This is a genomic window from bacterium (assembly GCA_035281585.1).
Lineage (GTDB): Bacteria > UBA10199 > UBA10199 > DSSB01 > DSSB01 > DATEDP01.
Map to the genome: position 1 here is coordinate 1 of DATEDP010000104.1, position 19,042 is coordinate 19,042.

Annotated in this window: 15 protein-coding genes; 8 read left to right on the plus strand and 7 right to left on the minus strand. The window is 61.2% G+C overall.

Going from position 1 to position 19,042, the window contains the following annotated elements:
- Window positions 1-21 precede the first annotated feature (21 nt).
- The 3 genes from crcB to VJR29_08230 all read right to left on the minus strand — a co-directional run bounded on the left by crcB (window position 22) and on the right by VJR29_08230 (window position 1,811).
- Window positions 22-393: a fluoride efflux transporter CrcB gene (gene crcB, locus VJR29_08220; protein HKY63388.1), complete on the minus strand. Its 372-nt coding sequence runs from the start codon at window positions 391-393 to the stop codon at window positions 22-24.
- Window positions 390-1,076 carry a uracil-DNA glycosylase gene (locus VJR29_08225; protein HKY63389.1) on the minus strand — a complete coding sequence of 229 codons (687 nt, stop codon included), beginning with the start codon at window positions 1,074-1,076 and terminating at the stop codon, window positions 390-392. The genes crcB and VJR29_08225 overlap by 4 nt, the downstream gene beginning before the upstream one ends.
- A 201-nt stretch (window positions 1,077-1,277) precedes the next feature.
- Complete coding sequence (locus tag VJR29_08230) at window positions 1,278-1,811, minus strand: hypothetical protein (protein HKY63390.1); 534 nt, start codon at window positions 1,809-1,811, stop codon at window positions 1,278-1,280.
- 172 nt (window positions 1,812-1,983) lie between these two features.
- On the opposite strand from VJR29_08230, the gene VJR29_08235 reads away from it, so the two are divergent.
- From VJR29_08235 to VJR29_08245, 3 genes are all read left to right on the plus strand, one after another.
- Entirely contained in the window at window positions 1,984-3,108 is a 1,125-nt protein-coding gene (locus tag VJR29_08235; GenBank protein HKY63391.1) for a glycosyltransferase family 39 protein, read from the plus strand.
- A gap of 71 nt (window positions 3,109-3,179) precedes the next feature.
- On the plus strand, window positions 3,180-3,983 hold the full coding sequence (locus VJR29_08240) for a glycosyltransferase family 2 protein (GenBank protein ID HKY63392.1): 804 nt from the start codon (window positions 3,180-3,182) through the stop codon (window positions 3,981-3,983).
- Between the two features lie 13 nt (window positions 3,984-3,996).
- On the plus strand, window positions 3,997-5,754 hold the full coding sequence (locus VJR29_08245) for a glycosyltransferase family 39 protein (protein HKY63393.1): 1,758 nt from the start codon (window positions 3,997-3,999) through the stop codon (window positions 5,752-5,754).
- On the opposite strand, the gene VJR29_08250 is transcribed toward VJR29_08245, so the two are convergent.
- Window positions 5,705-7,222 (minus strand): glycosyltransferase family 39 protein, encoded by a 1,518-nt coding sequence (locus VJR29_08250; GenBank protein ID HKY63394.1) that lies wholly within the window; start codon window positions 7,220-7,222, stop codon window positions 5,705-5,707. The two genes, VJR29_08245 and VJR29_08250, sit on opposite strands and share 50 nt — an antisense overlap.
- A 128-nt stretch (window positions 7,223-7,350) precedes the next feature.
- Here VJR29_08250 and VJR29_08255 point away from each other — a divergent pair, with 128 nt between their 5' ends.
- Complete coding sequence (locus VJR29_08255; protein HKY63395.1) at window positions 7,351-8,634, plus strand: hypothetical protein; 1,284 nt, start codon at window positions 7,351-7,353, stop codon at window positions 8,632-8,634.
- Here VJR29_08255 and VJR29_08260 read toward each other — a convergent pair.
- Complete coding sequence (locus VJR29_08260; GenBank protein HKY63396.1) at window positions 8,546-10,492, minus strand: hypothetical protein; 1,947 nt, start codon at window positions 10,490-10,492, stop codon at window positions 8,546-8,548. The two genes, VJR29_08255 and VJR29_08260, sit on opposite strands and share 89 nt — an antisense overlap.
- Window positions 10,489-12,171 (minus strand): glycosyltransferase family 39 protein, encoded by a 1,683-nt coding sequence (locus tag VJR29_08265; GenBank protein ID HKY63397.1) that lies wholly within the window; start codon window positions 12,169-12,171, stop codon window positions 10,489-10,491. Before VJR29_08265 ends, VJR29_08260 begins: the two co-directional genes overlap by 4 nt.
- Before the next feature lie 31 nt (window positions 12,172-12,202).
- On the opposite strand from VJR29_08265, the gene VJR29_08270 reads away from it, so the two are divergent.
- Window positions 12,203-14,164 (plus strand): hypothetical protein, encoded by a 1,962-nt coding sequence (locus VJR29_08270; protein HKY63398.1) that lies wholly within the window; start codon window positions 12,203-12,205, stop codon window positions 14,162-14,164.
- On the opposite strand, the gene VJR29_08275 is transcribed toward VJR29_08270, so the two are convergent.
- Complete coding sequence (locus VJR29_08275) at window positions 14,117-16,774, minus strand: DUF2142 domain-containing protein (protein ID HKY63399.1); 2,658 nt, start codon at window positions 16,772-16,774, stop codon at window positions 14,117-14,119. The two genes, VJR29_08270 and VJR29_08275, sit on opposite strands and share 48 nt — an antisense overlap.
- Window positions 16,775-16,868: 94 nt before the next feature.
- Here VJR29_08275 and VJR29_08280 point away from each other — a divergent pair, with 94 nt between their 5' ends.
- The 3 genes from VJR29_08280 to VJR29_08290 all read left to right on the plus strand — a co-directional run.
- Entirely contained in the window at window positions 16,869-17,813 is a 945-nt protein-coding gene (locus tag VJR29_08280) for a glycosyltransferase family 2 protein (GenBank protein HKY63400.1), read from the plus strand.
- Window positions 17,810-18,211, plus strand: coding sequence for a hypothetical protein (locus VJR29_08285; protein HKY63401.1), 402 nt, complete (start codon window positions 17,810-17,812; stop codon window positions 18,209-18,211). Before VJR29_08280 ends, VJR29_08285 begins: the two co-directional genes overlap by 4 nt.
- Window position 18,212: 1 nt before the next feature.
- Window positions 18,213-19,042: hypothetical protein (locus VJR29_08290; protein HKY63402.1), on the plus strand; the 830-nt coding region annotated here is incomplete at its 3' end.

Genomic DNA, 19,042 nt, shown 5'->3' on the forward strand with positions numbered 1-19,042 from the left:
CGAATCGCTGAAGAAAAAGGCCTAAAGGGCCCGTCCCAACGCTACCCCGGCGAACAAGGCCAGGTATCCCAACAAGACGCTCCCCAGCAAGTAGCCGAAACCGACGCCCCATTCCCCACGCTCGATCAGGGAAAAACTCTCGAACATGTAGCTGGAAAAGGTCGTGTAAGCCCCGAGAAAGCCGATGAAGAAAAAGTGCTTCAGCGGGTCCGAAGTATGCAGGCGTTCACCGGCTAAAGTCGCGGCCAAGCCGATGACGAAGCAGCCGCTCAGGTTGACCACGAAGGTCCCGTAAGGAAAGCCGAGCCCCAGCCAGCGGTGGGTCAAGCCGCCGAACAGATAGCGAGCGATCACTCCCAAAATTCCGCCTGCCGAAAGATAGAGATAGTTCATTCGATGCCTCGCTGCAAAATCGACCGGGCCCGCTCGAAGACCGCGTCGAGCATCGCTTCGGTCAATTTGCCGGTGAAGGTGTTCTGCTGGCTCGGATGGAAAGACCCCAGTAGGACGCAAGGTCCGAGCCGGACTTCCTTGGCATGGCCGAACGCCGGCCGCGGCCTCAACTCCCAGCCCACCGACTTCAGCAAGCGCAGGGCAGCCTGCCAAGCGAAGCCGCCCAGGGCAACCAGGACTTTCGCGCGCTTCAGCTTGGCGAATTCCTCTTGGAGATAGGGAAAGCAGCGGTCCCGTTCGTCGGGGCTCGGTTGGTTGCCGGGCGGAGCGCAGCGCACCGCCGCGCTGATGAAGGCGCCTTGCAATTGCAATCCATCGTCGCGCGAAACCGAAGTCGGCTGATTGGCGAAGCCGGCCCGATGGAGAGCGCGAAAGAGCCAATCGCCGGAGCGGTCGCCGGTGAAAATCCGCCCGGTCCGGTTGCCGCCGTGGGCGGCCGGCGCCAAGCCCAGGACCCAGAGGCCGGCTTGGGGATCGCCAAAGCCGGTCAGCGGTTTGCCCCAATAGGCCTGATCGGCATAGGCCGGCTTTTTGACTCGAGCGATTTCCTCGCGCCAGGCAACCAAGCGCGGGCAGAGACGGCAGGCGATGATGCGATGGTTGAGTTCTTGCCACGAGTCCATGTGGTTTGCCGCGCCCCCTCTCCCGATTTCGCCTACGGCGAAATCACAGCAAGCTCGGAAAAGTCCAACTCTACCAAAAAGTTTGCCCGGCGACATCAGTCGCCGGTTTGCCTTTTTGGTCCCCCGCAAGGGGGGAGGGGAAATAAAAAGCCCACCCTGAGTGCCTCAGGATGGGCTTTAAGAAGACCGTGTTTAAATCGTTTACTTACGGCGTCGAGCCACGAAGGCGGCGGTCGCCAGACCCAAGCCCATCAGCATAGCCGGCAGAGCCGGGGCCGAGGAAGCCGCGACGCTCAGGCTGCAGCCGATGCCGGTGCCTTCGATGAAGGCGCCGACCGGTTGGCAATTGTCTTCATCCGGATCCTCGTCGGGACCACAGATGCGGCGGCACTCATCGTCGATGAAAACTTCGCCGGGCTCGCAAACCACGCAATCGCCGATGACTTGTCCCTCGTCGTCGAGGCAGACGCAATCGACGCCGTTATCGCTGACCGTGCCCTCGTCGCAACCGACGTTGATACGCTTACAGGTGTCGACGTCGCAAATCTCGCTGATCTCTTGCGGACCGCAACCGCTGGTGGTGCAACATTGATCGTCGCTTTCGCAGACATCACCGGGCTCGCTCTGAGAAACTCGGGGGGTGAATTGAATGAATGCCACCGTCAAAGCCAAGAAAAGAACCGGTAGCAAGATGTAAAATAGGGAGTTACCGTGTTTGCGGAAGAAAAGCTTCATAGTTCATGCCCTTTCCTTAGGCTGAATAAGGACCCACCAAAAACTGGTTCTTAAATTAGCGGCACTCCGGTAGGGTGACAAGCAAAATTTTCCAAAAATTTCAGGCCATTATACTATGTACAGAAACAATGCTCGGCTCCTCCTGGGAGGTTTAGGAATTTTCCTTTGTTTATTGCCCTTTTACCTTTTCCGGCTCGGCTTTCCCCCGATTCAGGTCTGGGATGAGGCCTATCATGTGCCCGCCGCCCGGAGCTATTTGACCGGAGACAAGGCCTCCTATCGCAACCCGGGAAACCCTCCCCTCGGCAAGGAACTGATCGCCGCCTCGATCCGAATCTTCGGCGACCGGAATTGGGCCCACCGGCTTCCTTCGGCCTTGAGCGCCGCCGGAGTCGGAGCGATTCTTTTCCTCGCCGCCGCCTACCTGGGAGCTTGGGAATGGGGAATCCTCGCCGTCCTGCTCTGGCTGGCCTCGCCGCTCGCCTACCTTCATGCCCGCTTGGCCATGCTCGACATGCCGACCGCCTTGTTTTACACGGCCGGCCTCGCCGCTTTCTTGCCGGTGCTGAAACAGCCGGCCGCTGCCGGGCGGCGGCGCTACATCGTCCTCGCCTGCGCTTTGGCCGCCTTGGGCACGACGGTCAAAGTCATCGTTGCCGCCCTCTTCCCGCTTTTTTTTCTCGGCCTGATTTTTGTGAGCAGCTCCTTGCCCTTGAGAAAAAGCCTGCCGGTGCTGTTCGGCGCCGCGGCCGCGGCGATCCTCCTCGCTTGGACGGCGAGTTACGGCGTCCTGGGCTTCGGGCCCCCCGAGATTCCCGGCCAAATCGGCCGCATGATCCAAATGCAAAGCACCTTGCACAAGGACTACGCCGGCCTCTCGACTTGGCAGGAATGGTTCCTGGGCCAGGGCTCGCTTTGGTTTCATTCCGAAAAAAACGCCGAAGGCCAGCGCTTCGCCGCCCTTTGCACCAACAACCCCTTGCTCTGGATTCCCGGCGGCTTGGCGATCCTCGGCCTGCTCGTCCAAGGGCTGCGCGGCGATTCGGTGGCCGCCTATCTCGGCTTCGCCGTTCCCCTGCAAATCGTGCTTTGGCTTTTGCTGAAGAGCCAATGGATCCTGAGCTATGGATTGCCGATGGAGCCGGTCTTCTGCCTCGCGATTCCCTGCCTGCTCGGCGCCTTGTTCCGAGCCAAGGGACGCCGATTCGCGGCGGTCTGGGGATTCTGCCTGGCCGCGGCGGCTGGATTTTACTTCTTCAAGGTTCACGCCCAGGTCTTCGGCTACTTCCAGTCCTGACGGGCCTTGGCGCCGGAGCGGGTCTAAAGCCCCTTGCTACGAGCCATCTGATGGAATAGAAATTCCGACCTATGATTCTGGGTAAAAAAATCGCGGTCGTGATGCCCGCCTACAATGCCGAGTTCACCCTCCGCCGCACTTTTGAGGAGATCCCCAAGGAAATCGTCGACGACGTTATCTTGGTCGACGACGCCAGCGGCGACCGGACGGTCGAGGTGGCAAAGGAGCTCGGCCTGCACCACCTCGTCCACCCCAAGAACCGGGGCTACGGCGGAAACCAAAAAACCTGCTACGCCGAAGCCCTCAGCCGCGGCGCCGACATCGTGATCATGATGCACCCCGATTACCAGTACACGCCCAAGCTGATCGCGGCCATGGCCGGGATGATCGCCAGCGGCGTCTACGACGTCGTCCTGGCCTCGCGGATCTTGGGCCGGGGCGCCTTGAAGGGCGGCATGCCGCGCTACAAATACGTCTTCAACCGCTTCCTGACGGCTTTTCAGAATCTCCTGATGCGGCAGAAGCTGAGCGAATATCACACCGGCTATCGGGCCTTCTCCCGCGAAGTCCTCGAGCAGCTGCCCTTGGAGCGAAATTCCGACGACTTCATCTTCGACAACCAGATGCTGGCTCAGATTTTCTTTCAGGGATTCCGAGTCGGCGAGATCAGCTGTCCGACCCACTACAGCGAGGACAGCTCTTCGATCAATTTCGGGCGAAGCGTGACCTACGGCCTGGGCGTCCTGAAGGTCTCGCTGCTCTACGCCGCCCAAAAAATCGGCTTGGCGAAGTCGGCCATCTTCCAAAGCCGGCCGGCCGGCTCGGCGCCCCAATCTTCCCAAAATATCCGTTGCAATAATCGAAGCTTGCCATAAAGCCTCGTATCGCATGGCCTTCCTCCGGAAACACGCCGATCTCTTCGTCTGTCTGGGCTTGGGGCTTTTCAGCCTCGCGATCACCTTGCCTTTTTTGGGCCACGCCTTTCACATCGACGAGGCGCTCTTTCTCCGCATCGCCCGGCAAATCCAAGAGCATCCCCTTCAGCCCTACGACTTCCATTACCTCTGGAATTCTTTCCACGAGCCGATGCGCCAAATCGCGGCTTTTCCGCCCTTGTTCCCCTATTACTTGGCCGCGGTGGGCTGGCCCTCACGCTTTCCCTCGGAATGGCTGATCCACCTGAGCCTGGTGCCCTTCGCGATGGCCGCCCTGATCTCGATCTATTTTCTGGGCCAGCGCTTCGGGCTTTCAAGGCTCGATTCCCTTCTCGCCACCATGATCATCGGCACTTCGCCGGCTTTCGTGGTGTCGGCCAACATGGCGATGCCGGACGTCGCCGCCATGTCGCTGGCTTTAGGCGCCCTGCTCGTCTCGATTCGAGGTTGGAAAAAAGATCGCATCGCCGACCTAATCGCCGGCGGCCTGCTGCTCGCCGCCGCGGTGCTCATGCGCTACAATGCGGCGCCCTTGGTTTTGGTATATCTCTTATTGGGGCTGAGCTTCACCGCCACCCTGTGGAAGGCGGCGCTGCCTTCCATGATTTGTCTGGCCGGAGGGCTGGCCTGGCTCTTCATCAGCGGCATGGGCGGCGGCTCTTCCCATGCCAGCGAAGTGCTCTCCATTTTCGCGAAAACCGAGGGCTGGGAAAGCCGCCTGTGGAGCACCGGGATTCATTTGACGCTCTCGACCTTCCTGCCCCTGCTGGCCCTGCCCTGGCTGGGCCGCCGGAAAGCTTTCTGGGCGATGCTGCTGACTTTTCTGACCTTGGATTTCGCGATTTACGGCTCCTCCGGCATCAAGCGCTTCGCCTTCTTTCCCGACTCGCTCTGGTTCGCGGCCGGAGCGGCCTTGCTCCTCTTCGTCGGGCTCTTCCTGGCTTCCAATCTGGCCAAAGTCGATTGCCTCGGCTGGAGCAAGAAGCGGGAGGGCGACGAGCTGGCATACGAGCTTCGAGTCAAAACCGGGCCCCAGCTCGTCGGGAATCTCGCGCTGCGGAATTCGGCCCTGGCCCTCTGGGTTCTGCTCCTGCTGGCGGTGCCGATCATCTACGTCCACTTCGCCTCGAAATATCTCTTACTGGCTCAGCCGGCCCTGGCCTTGATGATCTTTTCGTATGTCAGCTCGACTTGGCTGCGCCGGATCGCCGCCTTCAGCCTGCTGCCGCTGCTGGCGCTGAGCTTGAGCGTGGCTTGGGCCGACTTCAGCTTCGCCGACCTCTACCGCCGGGAGGCCGAACGGGTTTACCGCACCGACCTTCGGGCGGCGCTGACCCAAAAATTCTCGCCGGAGCGGGCCGTGTGGTTCACCGGCCACTGGGGTTGGCAGTATTACATGGAAAAATGGGGCGGGCTCCCGCTCCCGCTGGTCGCGGCCCGGGAGTGGGCTCCCTTGCCCGGCGATCTGATCGTGACCAGCAGCTATGCCAGCGCCGGCGACATCCCCCAATCCTTGAGCGGCCGCTTGGAGCTGCGGGAATCTTGGGGGAGAAACATCGATCTGCCCTTGAGGACGATGAACCCCAAGGCCCGATCCGGCTTTTACTCGAACCACTGGGGCCCGCTGCCCTTCAACTTCTCGGGCCAAGAAGCCGAGAGGTTCAATTACTATTTAGTAAAGCCCGAAACCAAGCTGGCGATCTTACCTTAACCCCGTAGCCCACGTCCCAATAACCTTCGATCAACGCCGCTTGGATATCGTAATAGTAGGGGCTTTCGATGTGATAGACTCCGTCGATCACCACCCGGTACTTCCTTTGCCGGAGAGCCAGCAAGAGCTCCTCGTCGGGCAGCATTTGATACTCTTTCACCGTGTCCGGAAGCTTCCGCTGGACGGCGTAATTTCTCATGTGGTTTTCCATGCCGCCGACCGAGCGGCAGTTGGCCAGGAAAGCGTAACCCGGCCACCAAGTCAGGCACTCTTCGCCCGGCTTGAGGACTTTCCGGGCCTGCCAGACCGTCCGCTGCAAGCTTCCCAAGGCCCACTCCGGCCGGTTGCTGAGCATCGAGGCGATCTCGAAATCCATCGCCGAGCGGGCTCCGCTGAGATAGAAAAAGGCGAAGAGACCCAGGGCCGCGATCGGGATGATTCGTCGGGCCGAACCGATCAGCCACTGCAAGGCCGGAAGGGTCAGCAGGATCAGCAGCGGCATGGCGGCGGAGAAATACTGGGTATAAGGCTCGGCGCTCGCCATGTGAATCGCGATGAAGATCGCGAGCAGCAATGCCAAAAACGCGCTGTCCGACTTCAGAAACTTCCAGCCTTCCCGGGACCAGCCGACCAGCACCGTCACCTGAGAAGCGACGCAGAGGAGCAGGACCTGAATTTGGCGGAGAAGGGCCTGGGCGGTGTTCCAGCGCCGCGAGGCGTCGACGACGCCGGGGTAGACTTCGGTGTGATAGGTCAAATTGTATTTCCAAAACAGCGCCGGATCCCGGGCGAAGAAATAAAACACCGGCGTCGAGACCAAGAGCACCGAGAGCAGCAGGACCGCCAGCGAGGGAATCCGGCGGGACGGCGCATCCCAGGCCACATAGGCGAAATAGAAAACGGCGAGCGGGCCCAAGGTCAACCGGCCGCCGATTCCCATCCCGATCAAGAGACCGGCGGCGGCCAACCACCCGAGAGCGCGGGACCTTCGCCACTCCAGCATCGCGACGGCCGAAGCCACCAAGGCGAACATCGTCAGGGGGTGGGTCTTGACCACCGGCGCCCAAGCCAAAATGATCCCGTTGGCGAAAAACATCAGGCCGGCGGCATTGACCCAAAACAGGCTGCGGGTGCTTCGCGCGACGTAAACCAGCATCACCGCGCCGGTCGCGGCGGTGAGGAAGGCCGAGCAGTGGCGGGCCGAGAGGAAGCCGGAGCCGAAGAGCTTCATCCAAAACCCGTAAAGGTAGGGCGTCAACGGCATTTGTTGGAAGAAGAAGTCGGAGTAGAGCGATTTGCCGCTCATCACCAGGCGAGCCGCTTCCAAATACAGCCCTTCGTCGCCATCGACGTTGCGGCGGCCGCCCAACCACAGGAACCACGCCCCCATGGCGACAACGCTGGCGGCCACGGTCAAAAAAAGCTGGAGACCGGAGGCGACGCGCGGTTTTTTTTCGTTTTCAAGCATGGATTATCCGGCTAGAACCCGGGCAGGAGTTCCCTAGCCGCATGAATGACCCCTCGGTTGCGCCGCCAATTCCTGCCTCAGATTCCGGGAAAACAAAACTCTTTTTATACCTCGCTTGGACCATCGTCTTGGCCTACGCCTGCGCGCTCGGCTGGACGATCGTCCGGACCGCGGTCGACATCCCCTATTGGGACGAATGGGAGGAGTTCGGCGGAAACGGGCTGATCCTCGGCTGGTCCAACGATTACTTCCTGCGCTTCCACAACGAGCACCGGCTCTATTTCACCGAGCTTCTCTTTCTCATCAATCATCGCCTGTTCGGGATGAACTTCGCTTACCAGATTTATTTCAATTTGTTCCTTTACGCCGTCTTGGGATTGACGGCTTGGTGGACGATCGGCAAGCGTTATCTAGGCCGCTCCTGGCTCGCGCCGGTGGCCTTCCTGCCCTTGCTCGGCGACATGATCCATTTCAACCACACCACCGCCTATCAAAACTGCGCCCACCTTTGCGTCCTCTTCTTCATCGTCGGCGCCTGGCTCTTGTTTCAGCGCGAGAGCTGGACCGCTTTCGGGTTGGCGCTTCTTTTCTGGCTGGCCGCGATGTACTCCCTCGCCAACGGCATCGCCTGCCTCTGGGCGGCGGCCGGCGTCTACTGGCTGCGGGCGATCCGCCGGCGGAAGCCCGGCGACCTCTCGAAATCCTTGGCCCTGCTCGCCTTCCTGGCTTTCGCGCTCTACTATTGGATCGACGGCTTCCGAAAGACTCCGGGCCATCCCGAATACAGCCTATTCTGGCAGAAAAATTTCCTGATCTTTCTGGCCGAGGCGGTTTCCAACGGCTTCGGCTGGACCCAGCTCCATCCGGTGATCGCCTCGATCTGCCTGGCGGCGGTCGCGGCCGCTATGGGGCTCGCGGCTTGGCGGGTCTGGAGGGGCTCGGAAGACCTCTGGTTCCCGCTGGCCCTCTTGCTCGGCATGATCGCCTCGCTGGCCCTGATCAGCTTCGCCCGCTCCGGCTTCGGGCCCGAGGCTTCCAAGGCCTCGCGCTATGCCGAGTTCTCGATTTTCATCCCGATGCTGGCATTCGCCCTGCTCCGCTCGGAGCGAGCTCCCTTTCGGCAAGGCTTGATCGCGGTCTTGACCTTGCTGCTGGGCCTGGGCTTGTTCGACAACTTCACTTTTCGGGTCTATCATGAGACCAGAGCCGAGCGGATGGTGGCGCGGCGCTGCGTCTTCGACCTGCTGCGCGGCGGCCCGATCAAGCCCGAAGACCGCTGCCCCAACAGCTACCCGGGATCGCTGCACGACAAGCTGGACGTCGCTAAGCAGCTGAAGATGCATTTCGTCGTCCAAGCGATGCAGCAACCGGCACCCCGAGGCTCAGCCCCAGAATCTGCGAAGCGTAGGTGAGGCGGAAATAGGGATCGATCGAGAAGGAAGCGAAATCCAGATAAGCCAGGAGCAGAAGCCGAAGGGCCAGGGCGCCTCCGATCAAGGCGATCGCCGCCCAAAATTCGCGGCCGAGCCGGGGCCGCTTCGCGCTTGGCCCCAGCCCCGCGGCCATCGCGGCCAGGATCCCGGCGGTCAGCAAGGGGTAATACCAAGCTCCCCAAACTCGGAGGAGCCGGCCTTTCCAAGCGGGATATTCTCTCAACCCCTCGAGGCTTTCGACGACGATCTCGACCCCGCCGTTTTCCTGCTTGCCCGGCCGGGCCTCGAAATCCATCGCCCGACCCGAAGCGAGCTCCAAGCGAAGCGCCGGCTCCACAAAATCGGAGGGTTGGACCCAGGGGAATTTCCCCAGGTCGACCGAAGGCAGCAGTTGAAATTTTCCCTCCAGCCCGCCGGCTTCCTGTCTCGCCAGTGAGACCTCGCTGGGCCGATCGACCAAGGCCACCGCCTTGACCGAATCTCCCGCGAAAGCCCGGTAGGAACCTCGAGCTTGGAGCTTGCCTTTTTGGACATGCAATGGATTCCGCTGCAGCCACCGGTCGTAGGCTTGGCTCAGCTCCGGCTTCACCCAGGTGGGATTGTCCTGGTTGGCGCTCAGGCCATGGGATCGGAAGTGAAGCTTCAGAACCCGCCACCCAGACCGGGCAAGCTCACCCCATGGCAGTGGGGCGAAGGGATTCGCATAACCGCTGGTCGAAAACATCTTCGGCGGATGGCAAGGCAACTTCCCCTCCCGGCAAGCTTGCCCGAGCTCCGAAGCGATTCGGTGATAAAATTCATCCCGGTCGCGGATGCTCTTCGGATCGAGGTTGGCCTCGACCGCCTCGCGAAAGGCCATCATGAACCAACCGCCGGCGTAATCCTCGCAAACTTTGGCCGAGAGGCAGCCGATATTGACCCATCCCCGGCCCACCGATCCCTCGAGATAGGATTCCAATTGATGAAAGGTCGGCGAGGCCAAGTAGGCCTTGCGCCTGGCCTCGCGGTTGACCGGAACTCGAAACTCATATTCGTCGACCTGAATCCGAGTCAGGACGTCCATCGCCTCCCGATAGTGGGGACTGAGCAGCTCGGAGGGAGCCCGAACCCCATAGTGCTCGGCATTGCGCCAGGCCACGGCCTGGCCAGCCAAGAGCGGCAGTCCAACCGCGACCGCGGCCACGAGAGCTTCCCGCCCTGCGCGATCGAGCTTCGGCCCCTTCCCGGTGGCCGCCCGGAACCCGTTGATCGCCAGAAAAATCCCGATGATCGACCACACCCACAGCCCCTCGTGGCGCGAGATCAGGAGCCAAGCGAAGGCCGCCGCCGACAGAGCGGTCAGCCCCAAACGTCCCACATAAGACTTGGCGGTCCAGGAGAAGATCATCGCACCGAGGCCGAGCAGGAGGAGCGGGCCCAAAAGCGCTTCGGCCCAGAGCTCGTTGTGGATCCGAAATGAATCGGGAAGAAAGGCGAGCGCCGCGAAGAGAAAGGCGGCGGCCCAAGGCCGGAGCCCCGCCGACAAGAGGGCCAAGACCAAGCAACCGGCGGCGCCCAGGAAAAAGATTTCGATGCTCAGTCGGGCCGGCAGCGGGATCCAACCCGACAAATAGATCCATAAGGGGTAGCCGGGGGGCCGGAACATGGCCTCCAGCGACCGGCTTCCCAGCCAATTTCCATGGGCGATCTCTTGGGCCGCATTCAGATACCAGGATTGATCGGCCGGCATGAAGCGGGCGGTGATCTCCTCGCTCCAGACCAAGGCCAGCTTGAGAATCGTCAACAGGCCCATCGCGAGCAAAAGAATCTTTCGTGCCTTCATTTCGCCCGGGATCATGGCGATCTCCCTTCGAGCTCGACGACGTAGTAGCGGAACGCCTCGGCCGGAGCCGAGCCGAAGGTGTAGGGCAAGATTCCCCATACGTTGGCGTAGAAGCTGGCGCGCAGCGGGGGCGAAAGCGTCAAGAAGGCCCCCGGTTTCGGTATTTTTCGGACTCGCTTCAATTTCAGGATTCCCGATTCCTGCAGCGGCGGAAAAAGCCGGGGCTCGGCGGCGTATTCCGGCTGAAAAACCAAGTCGCCGTCCTGAAGGCGCCCAAAAGACTCCTCGGACATCGGCAGCGGCGCCGCGCCCGCCTCCTCCAGGTAATATTGAAGCCCCCAGCGGCCGGTGAAGTGAGCGCGCACGCCTTGGCTCCGGGCTTCCGCCACGAGCTGTTTCGCCGCCTGGCGATAAGCCTCGGCCCATTGAAAATCGGAATAGGCCAAGCCCATCGCCAGGACCCAGGAGATGGGAATCGCCAAGGCCGACACCCCGAGCCAAAGCCGGGTCTTTGACCGGAACAAGAAAAGCAGAAACAAGAGAAAGGGCGGCAAGGCCGGGATCAGGTATTTGGCGGCGAAAAATAAATAAAGCAGCGGCAGCGCCAGCGCGCCCAAAAACCAAAGGAAGGTGAGTGCGGTCCGCAGCTCCGCCATCGACTCGGCCGCCGGATTCCACCGCCAGCGGGCGATGAGGGCCCCGCCGCTCCAGATCCCAAAGTAAAAGATGGAAAGCATGCCGAGCCCGCAATAGATCAAGTCGGGAAAGGGCCTCATCGGCATCCCCAAGCTCTCAGGGCCGATCCACCGCACCACCGAGGTCACCACTGCCAAGGCCGCCACCGTGGCCCCGATCAACTTTTTCCTCTCCCCTCCCAGCAAGACGAAGGGGAATAGGACGCCGGCCAAGGCAAAGTGGGCGCTCAAAGCCAAGAACCGGCCGAGCCAACGGGGATCATCCAAAAAATGAGATTTGAGCAGCGAGCCGACATGGCTTTCGCCGTACCAAGCCCGGCTCAGCACCATCCAAAGGAGGATCGCGGTCAAGGCGATCGAGAATGGAACGGCCGCCCGCAGCTTGCGGGGATAGGTCCAGCCGAAGACCAAGACGAAGGGCAGGATGGTGACGATCGAATAACGGGTCAAGGCCGCGGCCGCCAACAGGATGCCGGCGAAGATCAAAGTCGAAAGCTTCCCGCTTCGCCAGCCGGAAAGGCACCGGCAAAATCCGGCGAGGAACAGAGCCAGGGCCGCCAAGTCCGGAATCGCCATGTTCTGCATGACCAGGTAGGCCGGCGTGACCGCCAGCCAAGCGGCGCCGACGAAGCTGGCCGCTGGGGCGTGACCGAATTTCCTGGCGATCGAGTAAAAAGACAAAACCGCCAGGCCGGAAAAGGGAACCAGCGAGAGGTGGATCCACCATTCCGGCGGATGAGCTCGAAACCCGCTCGCCAAGGCCAGGAAGTAGGAGAACAGCGGAGGCGAGGCCGCGATCCGATAAATCGGATGAGGATTTTCCAGCCAAAGATATTCAAAGCCGTAGGGATCCCCAGGATGCTCGGCGATTTGGCGGGCGATCCGCAGGAAGAAGGGCTCGTCGATATGATAAGCGTGATTCAGGAATGGAAGAGTCGAGGCGGCGACCAGGAGGAGAAGACCGGCGCGGAGGAAGGCCTCCGTCTTCCGCGTGGACAAGGAAAATGCCATCGGGTAAACCATCCCCCCAATGCCGGCAACCCTCAAGCGAAAACTATGGCTGGTGGCCGCCCTTTTCGCGGTGCTCTTCGTGTCCCTCGGCTTTCGCCTGCACGGGTATTCGCTGATGGCCTGGCGGAACATCATCGACGGCTCGCCGGCCAAGGAAATTTGGTGGGGCCAGGCTCAATCGATCCGCAGCGACGATTTTCTGGTCGCCTTGCCCTGGGCCCTTTCGCAGAGCGCGCAAAACCCGAGCTTTCCGCGGGTGAACCCCAGCATCGGCTATGGCCAGGACATGATCGTCTTGGGAGTGCCGAAGTTCCATTGGACCGCCCTCTTTCGCCCGACCTCCTGGGGCTTTTTTCTCGGCGATGATTTCGGTTTATCCTGGAACTGGACCTTTCGTTGGCTGTTCCAGCTCTTCGTCTTATTTTTGTTTTTTGAAATCCTGACCCGCCGGTCCTTTTGGCTCTCGCTGCTCTGCTCCTTGACGCTGCTCTTCTCGCCTTTCTTCGCTTTTTGGTCTTATGGCGCCGCCCACCTGACCACGACCGCCATCCTCGCCCTTTACGGCGCGCTCCGAACCATCAGCGCAAATACCCGACTGGAAGCAACGCTGTTCGGCTCACTGAGCGCCTGGAGCGGGGTGTCCTTTTTTTTATACTTGTATCCGCCCTATCAAATCCCCTTGGCCTACCTGATACTGACCGTTTTTCTCGGCTTCGTATTGGAGCGCTCGGAAACGCGCTTAGGGAAAAACCTGGCTTGGCGTTGGCTCAACCTGGGGGGAGCGGTGCTGCTCTGCCTCGGCATCTGTTACCTCTTCTGGCGGGAAGCCGCGGGCACCTTTCAGATCCTTTCTCAGACGGCTTACCCGGGCGCCCGTAAAGTCGCCGGCGGCGGCTGGGAGGCCTGGAAACTCTTTTCCAATTACCTTCTCCCCTTCCGCTACATCCGGGAATGGGGTCCCCTGGCCAACATCTGCGAGGCGAGCTTCTTTTTTTATTTTTTCCCGCTCTTGGGCCTCGGCTGCCTCCTCTCCTACCATCGGCTCCGGGCCAATGCCTTGATCTGGGTCTTGCTCGCCTACATCGGCGGGCTCTGCCTTTGGATGATGGTCGGATTGCCGGGAAGCTTGGCCTCCACTCTCCTCCTGGATCGAGTCTTGGAGCATCGGATGGGATTGGCGCTGGGCATCGCCGACATGGCTTTGACCGCGCTCTACTTGAGCCGCCCCTCGGAGTACCGCTCCCAGTGGCTGAGGGCCCTCACCCCCACCGTGCTCTTGCTGGGCTGGGCCATCTTTCTGGCTTGGATCGGGTGGAAGCTGAAGCAAAACTTCGATTCGATCCCGGTTTTGAAATTACTCTTGTCCGGGATCGGATTCCTGGCCATCGGGGCCGCTTTGCTCCTCCGAAAGAAGGTGGGCCTGGTCATCCTGCTGGCGGTGTCGATTCTCACGACCTCCTGGTTCAACCCGCTCACCCGGGGCGGAACCGAGTTCCTGCGCGGCAACCCTCTATCCTTGAAAATCTTGGAGTTGAACCGGGAGATCCCCGGCGGCAGCACCTGGGTCTCCTTCAACGAAATGGGGCTTTCCAATCTCTTCCGGACGCTGGGAGTCCGAGCCTTGAGCGGCGTTCACTTCTATCCGCAGTTCGCCTTGTGGGAAAAGTTGGACCCGAAGGGCGAGTCCCGGGAGGTTTACAATCGTTATGCCCATGTCGCTTTCATCTTAAGCGACGACAAAGCCGCCCATCGGATCAGCAATCCTTCGCCCGACACGGTTCATTTGCAGATTCATCCCGAGGATCCGGCCTTCGCCAAGCTCGGCGTCGATTACATCGTCTTCACCGGGCCGCGCACCGAGCTGCTCGATGGCTCGCCGCGGCTCCGCTATCTTTGGTCCTACGGCGACAAGCACCTCTACCGCTTCCTTCCCTCACAGGGGGTAGTACCGGACCAGCAGGACGGCGCCGGCCACCCCTAAAACCAAGGCCGAAAGCCAGGGGACCAAGGCGTCCAAAGCCGGCAGCCGCCGGCCCTCGCCGCGGTTCCAATAGAAGACCAAGGCCAAGGCCGGAACGACGGGGATGAAATACCGGCCTTGCAGGCCGAGGATCGTCGAGGCCTCCAACGGCGACCAGGTCAGGTAGAAAAAGGCGAACAGGGCGAGGCCGACCAAGGAGACCACCGCCAGCGCGAGGAGTCGCGGCCAGACTCCCAAGCGAATCCCCGGCCGGTTATCCCAAAGCGCGATCAGGAGAAACCCGATCGCGTAGAGGAAAAGAAGCCCGGCCGGCAGGTGGGTGTCGGTCCAGCCGAGGTTTCCGATCAAGCCTTCCAAGTAGGCGCGGTGGCCTTTCAAAGTCCGACCCACCAAGGCCAGGAATTCCCAGGGATGCCCCAAGATAAAGCTTAAGCTTCCATGCCGGTGATCCTGGCCGGCCGTCAGGACCTGGTCGACTTTCCCGCTTTGGAGGTTCCAGAGGAAGTTGACTCCCCAGCTCGAAAGCAAAAGCAGCGCAAAAACGGCGCCATAGCGAAGCTCCGAGCCGACCCGACGCACTGGAACCAAGAGATAGAGTAGGACGAGCGGGAAATAGAGGAATTTGGCCAAGGAGGCCAAGATGCCTTGAACCAGCATCGCCGCCAGTTTCGCGAAGCGAATGACCGCGGAGCCATAGCCGAGGGAGAGGAAAGTGGAAATCAGCAGGAAGCACATCCCATTGGTGAAGGCGTCGTAGGAAAGCGAGGCGGCCTGATAGAGGCCCATCGGGCTCAAGGCCGCGAAGAAGAACAGCCATCGGTAAAAAGGAAGCTGGCGGATGGCGAGGTAGACCAAGGCGATCCAGAAGAGCAAATTGAACAGCCGACCCATGTACATCAAGCCGACCGCCGGAAACCCGAGTTGCCGGCCGAGAAACATTCCCAGGCCCTGCGGGAGGTTCGGGAAAAAGCTCGTGCCGGTCGAACCATGAAAGTTCCGGTGTTCCGGGCTCAGCGGGATCTTCCACGCGGCCAATAGCTGATCGAGGCTGGTCTTGTTGGCCGGCCGAAAGGGCAAAAACTCGAATCGGCTGTGCACCGTCACCAGGCTCTGGGGGATCGCAGCCGAGCGCGGGAGCGCTTCGGAAACCTGGTAGGAGCGAAAGCCGTGGCGGATCTCGTCGGGACCTTGAAAAGGCGGGTTGGCGAAGACGAAGAAAACGCCGAAAAGCAAGGCATAGCCCAAAAACCAACGCTCGACCCGGCGCGGAGCCTCCGGCAAGGTCCAAGCCTCCACCGCCTTCGAGGCTTGGTGAAGCAAAAGCAGCCCCAGGCAGGCCACCGCCGGCGCCAATGGCCAGTGAGCGGCATCCATCCAATCGAAGCCTCGTAAATCCCCTTCGCAGGCCTGGAACACCGAAACGGCGATGAGCCCCGAAAAAACGAAGAGCCAAAAATCACCGGACTTCGGAGCGCCGGCGCGCAGCCGATTCCACGCGACGATCGGCGCGGTCAGCAGCAGCGAGAACAGCAAGAAGCCGGCCGCCCAGCCATAGACTCGCGGCATCGCCTCGAGAACCCGCGGCCGCAATCCGGGACTTTGGAAATCAAAGCCTGCCGCTAGCAGGTCGAGCTCCTCCGCCGGCATCCAGGCCAGGGCCACTTCCTGGAAGATCCGCCGCTCGCCGCTGACATCGAGATAGACGAAGGCACCGGGGTCGAGCCTCGAATCGGCGTCGATCTGCCAATCGGATTTGGTGGATGAATACCGAAGAGTCCGAACCGAAGGCGGCCGATTCCCCGCCATGTCTTCGAAAAGCTCCTCGCGGGCCGCCGCATCCTGGAATCGGACCAGCTCATCGCTCCGCAGGGTCGACACTTTTTGCAGGGCGAAGCGGCCATAGTGGATTTGATTCAAGGTCCGGACCGAAAGGTCGAAGATCAAGGTCGGCCCCACCAAGAGGCCCAGGACCGGCAAGATCCATAACAGCCGGCGGCCCCAAGAGTGGCCGGGCGGCTGGAGGCCAAGCTCCCAGAGGATCATCCAAGCCAGCAACAAGCCCGGAACCAAGCCCGAGCTTTGACTCAGCCAATAGGCGGCCAAGGATAGGCCGGCGAGCAGGCCAAGCAGCGCCTTCGAGGCGGGCTTTTCGGCGTAGGTCGAAAGGAAGTAGCCGCCGGCGGCCAGCAGGATCAAGGGCCAGGTGAGAGTTTGGGGAGATACTTTTTGAAACAGGGCCAAGGTCGCCGGGTCGAAAACGATCAAGGTGAAGAGCAGGCAAGATAAGAAATCCGGCACCCGTGCGCGACGCAGGGCCAATAAAAAGACAAAGGCCGCCAAGATCAGGAGAGCTTCCACTCCCAGGCGCAGCGGAATATCCAAAAGATGGTTGAAGGAGATCCAGCAGGAATAGCCCGGCGAAAAACGCATGGCCATGCGCGGCGAGGAGCCCAACCAATGGCCCTGGGATAACTCTTGGCCGACGACAAGATACAACCATTGGAGCGAATTCTTCGTGCCGAGCGAGATGGCCTGAGGGGCCACCAGCCAAATTTTGAATCCGGCGGCCGCGACGCAGTAGGCCCAGGTCTTCCAGCTGCTTCCCCTCATTCGGCGATGGCATCGCCAATCCGGCCCCGACAAGCAATAAAAATTTCATTGACGCTCAGCGGCCTTCGGCTTCATTTGCCTCGAGGGAGCCTCCATGTATCAAGGGAAACGAATCGCGGTCGTCGTGCCGGCCCACAACGAGGAGCGTCACATTGCGGAGGTCCTCCGGACCATGCCGGAATACGTCGACCATATCCTGGTCGTCGATGACGCCAGCGCCGATCGGACCTCGGCGGCCGCCGCCGAGGTCCAAGACCCCCGGGTCGAGGTCTTGCGCAACACCCGGAACCTCGGAGTCGGCGGCTCGGTCCTTCGCGGTTATGAGCGGGCGATCGAGCTCGATGCCGACATCGCGGTCAAGATGGACGGCGACGGCCAGATGGATCCCGACTTTCTCTCCGAGCTCCTCGATCCCTTGCTCGGCGGCGAAGTCAAATACACCAAGGGCAACCGCTTCCTCGCCGGCGAGGCGCTGCAGGCCATGCCGACCCACCGGCTTTGGGGCAATATCGGGCTGACTTTCTTCAACAAGCTGGCCTCGGGCTATTGGAATGTCTTCGACCCTCAGAACGGCTATACCGCGATCAACGTCCGGACCCTGACCGGCCTGGACCGGAGCAAGATCCACAGCGGCTACTTCTTCGAGAACGACATGCTGGTCCACCTCAACCTGCTGCACAGCCGGGTGATCGACGTCGCGATCCCGGCGCGCTACGGCGACGAGAAATCGGACCTCAACCCCTTCAAGGTCGGCCTCAGCTTTCCGTTTCTGCTGCTGAGGCGCTTCTTTTACCGTATTTACCAAAAATACGTCCTGCGCGACTTTTCTCCGATCGCCCTTTTTCTCGGGCTGGGCGGCCTCCTCTTTCTCTGGGGAACCTTTTTGGGCTTCTATCTATGGATCAAGGCGATCTACACCGCGGTCCCCAGCCCCACCGGCACCATCATGCTCTCGCTGCTTCCCTTGATCCTCGGCTTCCAGCTGCTGCTCCAAGCCATCGTGCTCGACATCCAGGAAACGCCGGGGCGCTCGCCGTGAACGCCTTCGCCTCGCGGCGCATTCGGGTCCTGGTCACCGTCCTGGTCTCGCTTTGCCTCGTCGAGATCGGCTGGTCGACGCTGTCCTGGGCGCGGAGCTTCAAAGCCTATTACAAAACGGACGAGGTCAGCCGGCTGGTGGAGCTCTTCAAGCGCTTTCGCCGCCCCATCCCCTATCACGACAAATTCAATTTCCTGGAAGACAAGGGAACCCCCCTGAACATCCAACGCTACGCCCAATACGCCTTGGCGCCGCGGCCTTTCAGAAGGGGCCGGGAGGAAAAATGGCTGATTTACTACAGCCCGAATAAAAACCCGCTGCCGGCGGAAATCGCCGCGACCCACGAGCTGGTTCTGACCGTTCCCGGCGGGGCCAGCCTCTATCGTCGCAAGGAGTGACGTGAGCCCAATATCGATGGCCAAGATCGCGATCTCGCTGCTGCTCCCATTGACCTTGGGCTATGCCTGGCTCGGGCTCTTTCGGCCGGTCGGCCGGCGCTGGACTCGGCTTTCGCTGGCGGTCGGATTCGGCTTCGGCCTCTCCTCGCTGCTGTTCTTCGGGTGGCTCTTGGCCGTCGGCAAGGCCTCGGCCCATTTCATGCTCTTCCAAGGCTTGGTGACTTTGGCTGTGATCGGCGTCGCTCGGTGGCTTTCCAGCCGTCGCCGACCCGGTGATTCGGCAGCCTCGATCGAGCCCGGCGCCTTCGAAAGAAAGCTGGGTTGGGCCTTCGGCCTGATCCTGCTCCTCTCGCTGGCTTCCTCCATCCTTCAATTCCTCTATATCCCCCATGGCCATTGGGACGCCTGGGACCTCTGGAATATGCGAGCCCTCTTCCTGATGAAGGCCGGCCAACGTTGGCCCGAGTTCTTCGTGGCCGAAATGCCCCGCAGCATGGATTATCCCTTGATGCTCAGCGCGACGATCGCGGCCGCTTGGAAATTCATCGGGGCGCCCCGGCCGCTGATGCCGGGCGCGATCGCGATCCTTTTCACCTTGGCGACGATCGGCCTCCTGACCTCCTCGATCCAGGCGCTTCGCGGCCGCAGCCAAGGCTGGATCGCCGGCATCCTGCTGGCCTCCACTCCCTACTTCGCCGAGCACGGCGCCTCCCAATATGCCGACATCGAGCTGGCCTTTTACACTCTCGGCTCGGTGGGCTTGTGGGCTTGGAGCGACCGCGACGCCTCGCCCTCCGCTGCCAAAATCGCCCTGTCGGGCATGCTCGCGGG

What these genes read in the sequence shown, in the direction of transcription:
- VJR29_08240 (HKY63392.1), top strand. Translation starts at nt 3,180, where the DNA reads ATGATTCTGGGTAAAAAAATCGCGGTCGTGATGCCCGCCTACAATGCC.
- VJR29_08245 (HKY63393.1), top strand. Translation starts at nt 3,997, where the DNA reads ATGGCCTTCCTCCGGAAACACGCCGATCTCTTCGTCTGTCTGGGCTTG.
- VJR29_08270 (HKY63398.1), top strand. Translation starts at nt 12,203, where the DNA reads ATGCCGGCAACCCTCAAGCGAAAACTATGGCTGGTGGCCGCCCTTTTC.
- VJR29_08250 (HKY63394.1), bottom strand. Translation starts at nt 7,222, where the DNA reads ATGCTTGAAAACGAAAAAAAACCGCGCGTCGCCTCCGGTCTCCAGCTT.
- VJR29_08225 (HKY63389.1), bottom strand. Translation starts at nt 1,076, where the DNA reads ATGGACTCGTGGCAAGAACTCAACCATCGCATCATCGCCTGCCGTCTC.
- crcB (HKY63388.1), bottom strand. Translation starts at nt 393, where the DNA reads ATGAACTATCTCTATCTTTCGGCAGGCGGAATTTTGGGAGTGATCGCT.
- VJR29_08230 (HKY63390.1), bottom strand. Translation starts at nt 1,811, where the DNA reads ATGAAGCTTTTCTTCCGCAAACACGGTAACTCCCTATTTTACATCTTG.
- VJR29_08280 (HKY63400.1), top strand. Translation starts at nt 16,869, where the DNA reads ATGTATCAAGGGAAACGAATCGCGGTCGTCGTGCCGGCCCACAACGAG.
- VJR29_08275 (HKY63399.1), bottom strand. Translation starts at nt 16,774, where the DNA reads ATGAGGGGAAGCAGCTGGAAGACCTGGGCCTACTGCGTCGCGGCCGCC.
- VJR29_08260 (HKY63396.1), bottom strand. Translation starts at nt 10,492, where the DNA reads ATGATCCCGGGCGAAATGAAGGCACGAAAGATTCTTTTGCTCGCGATG.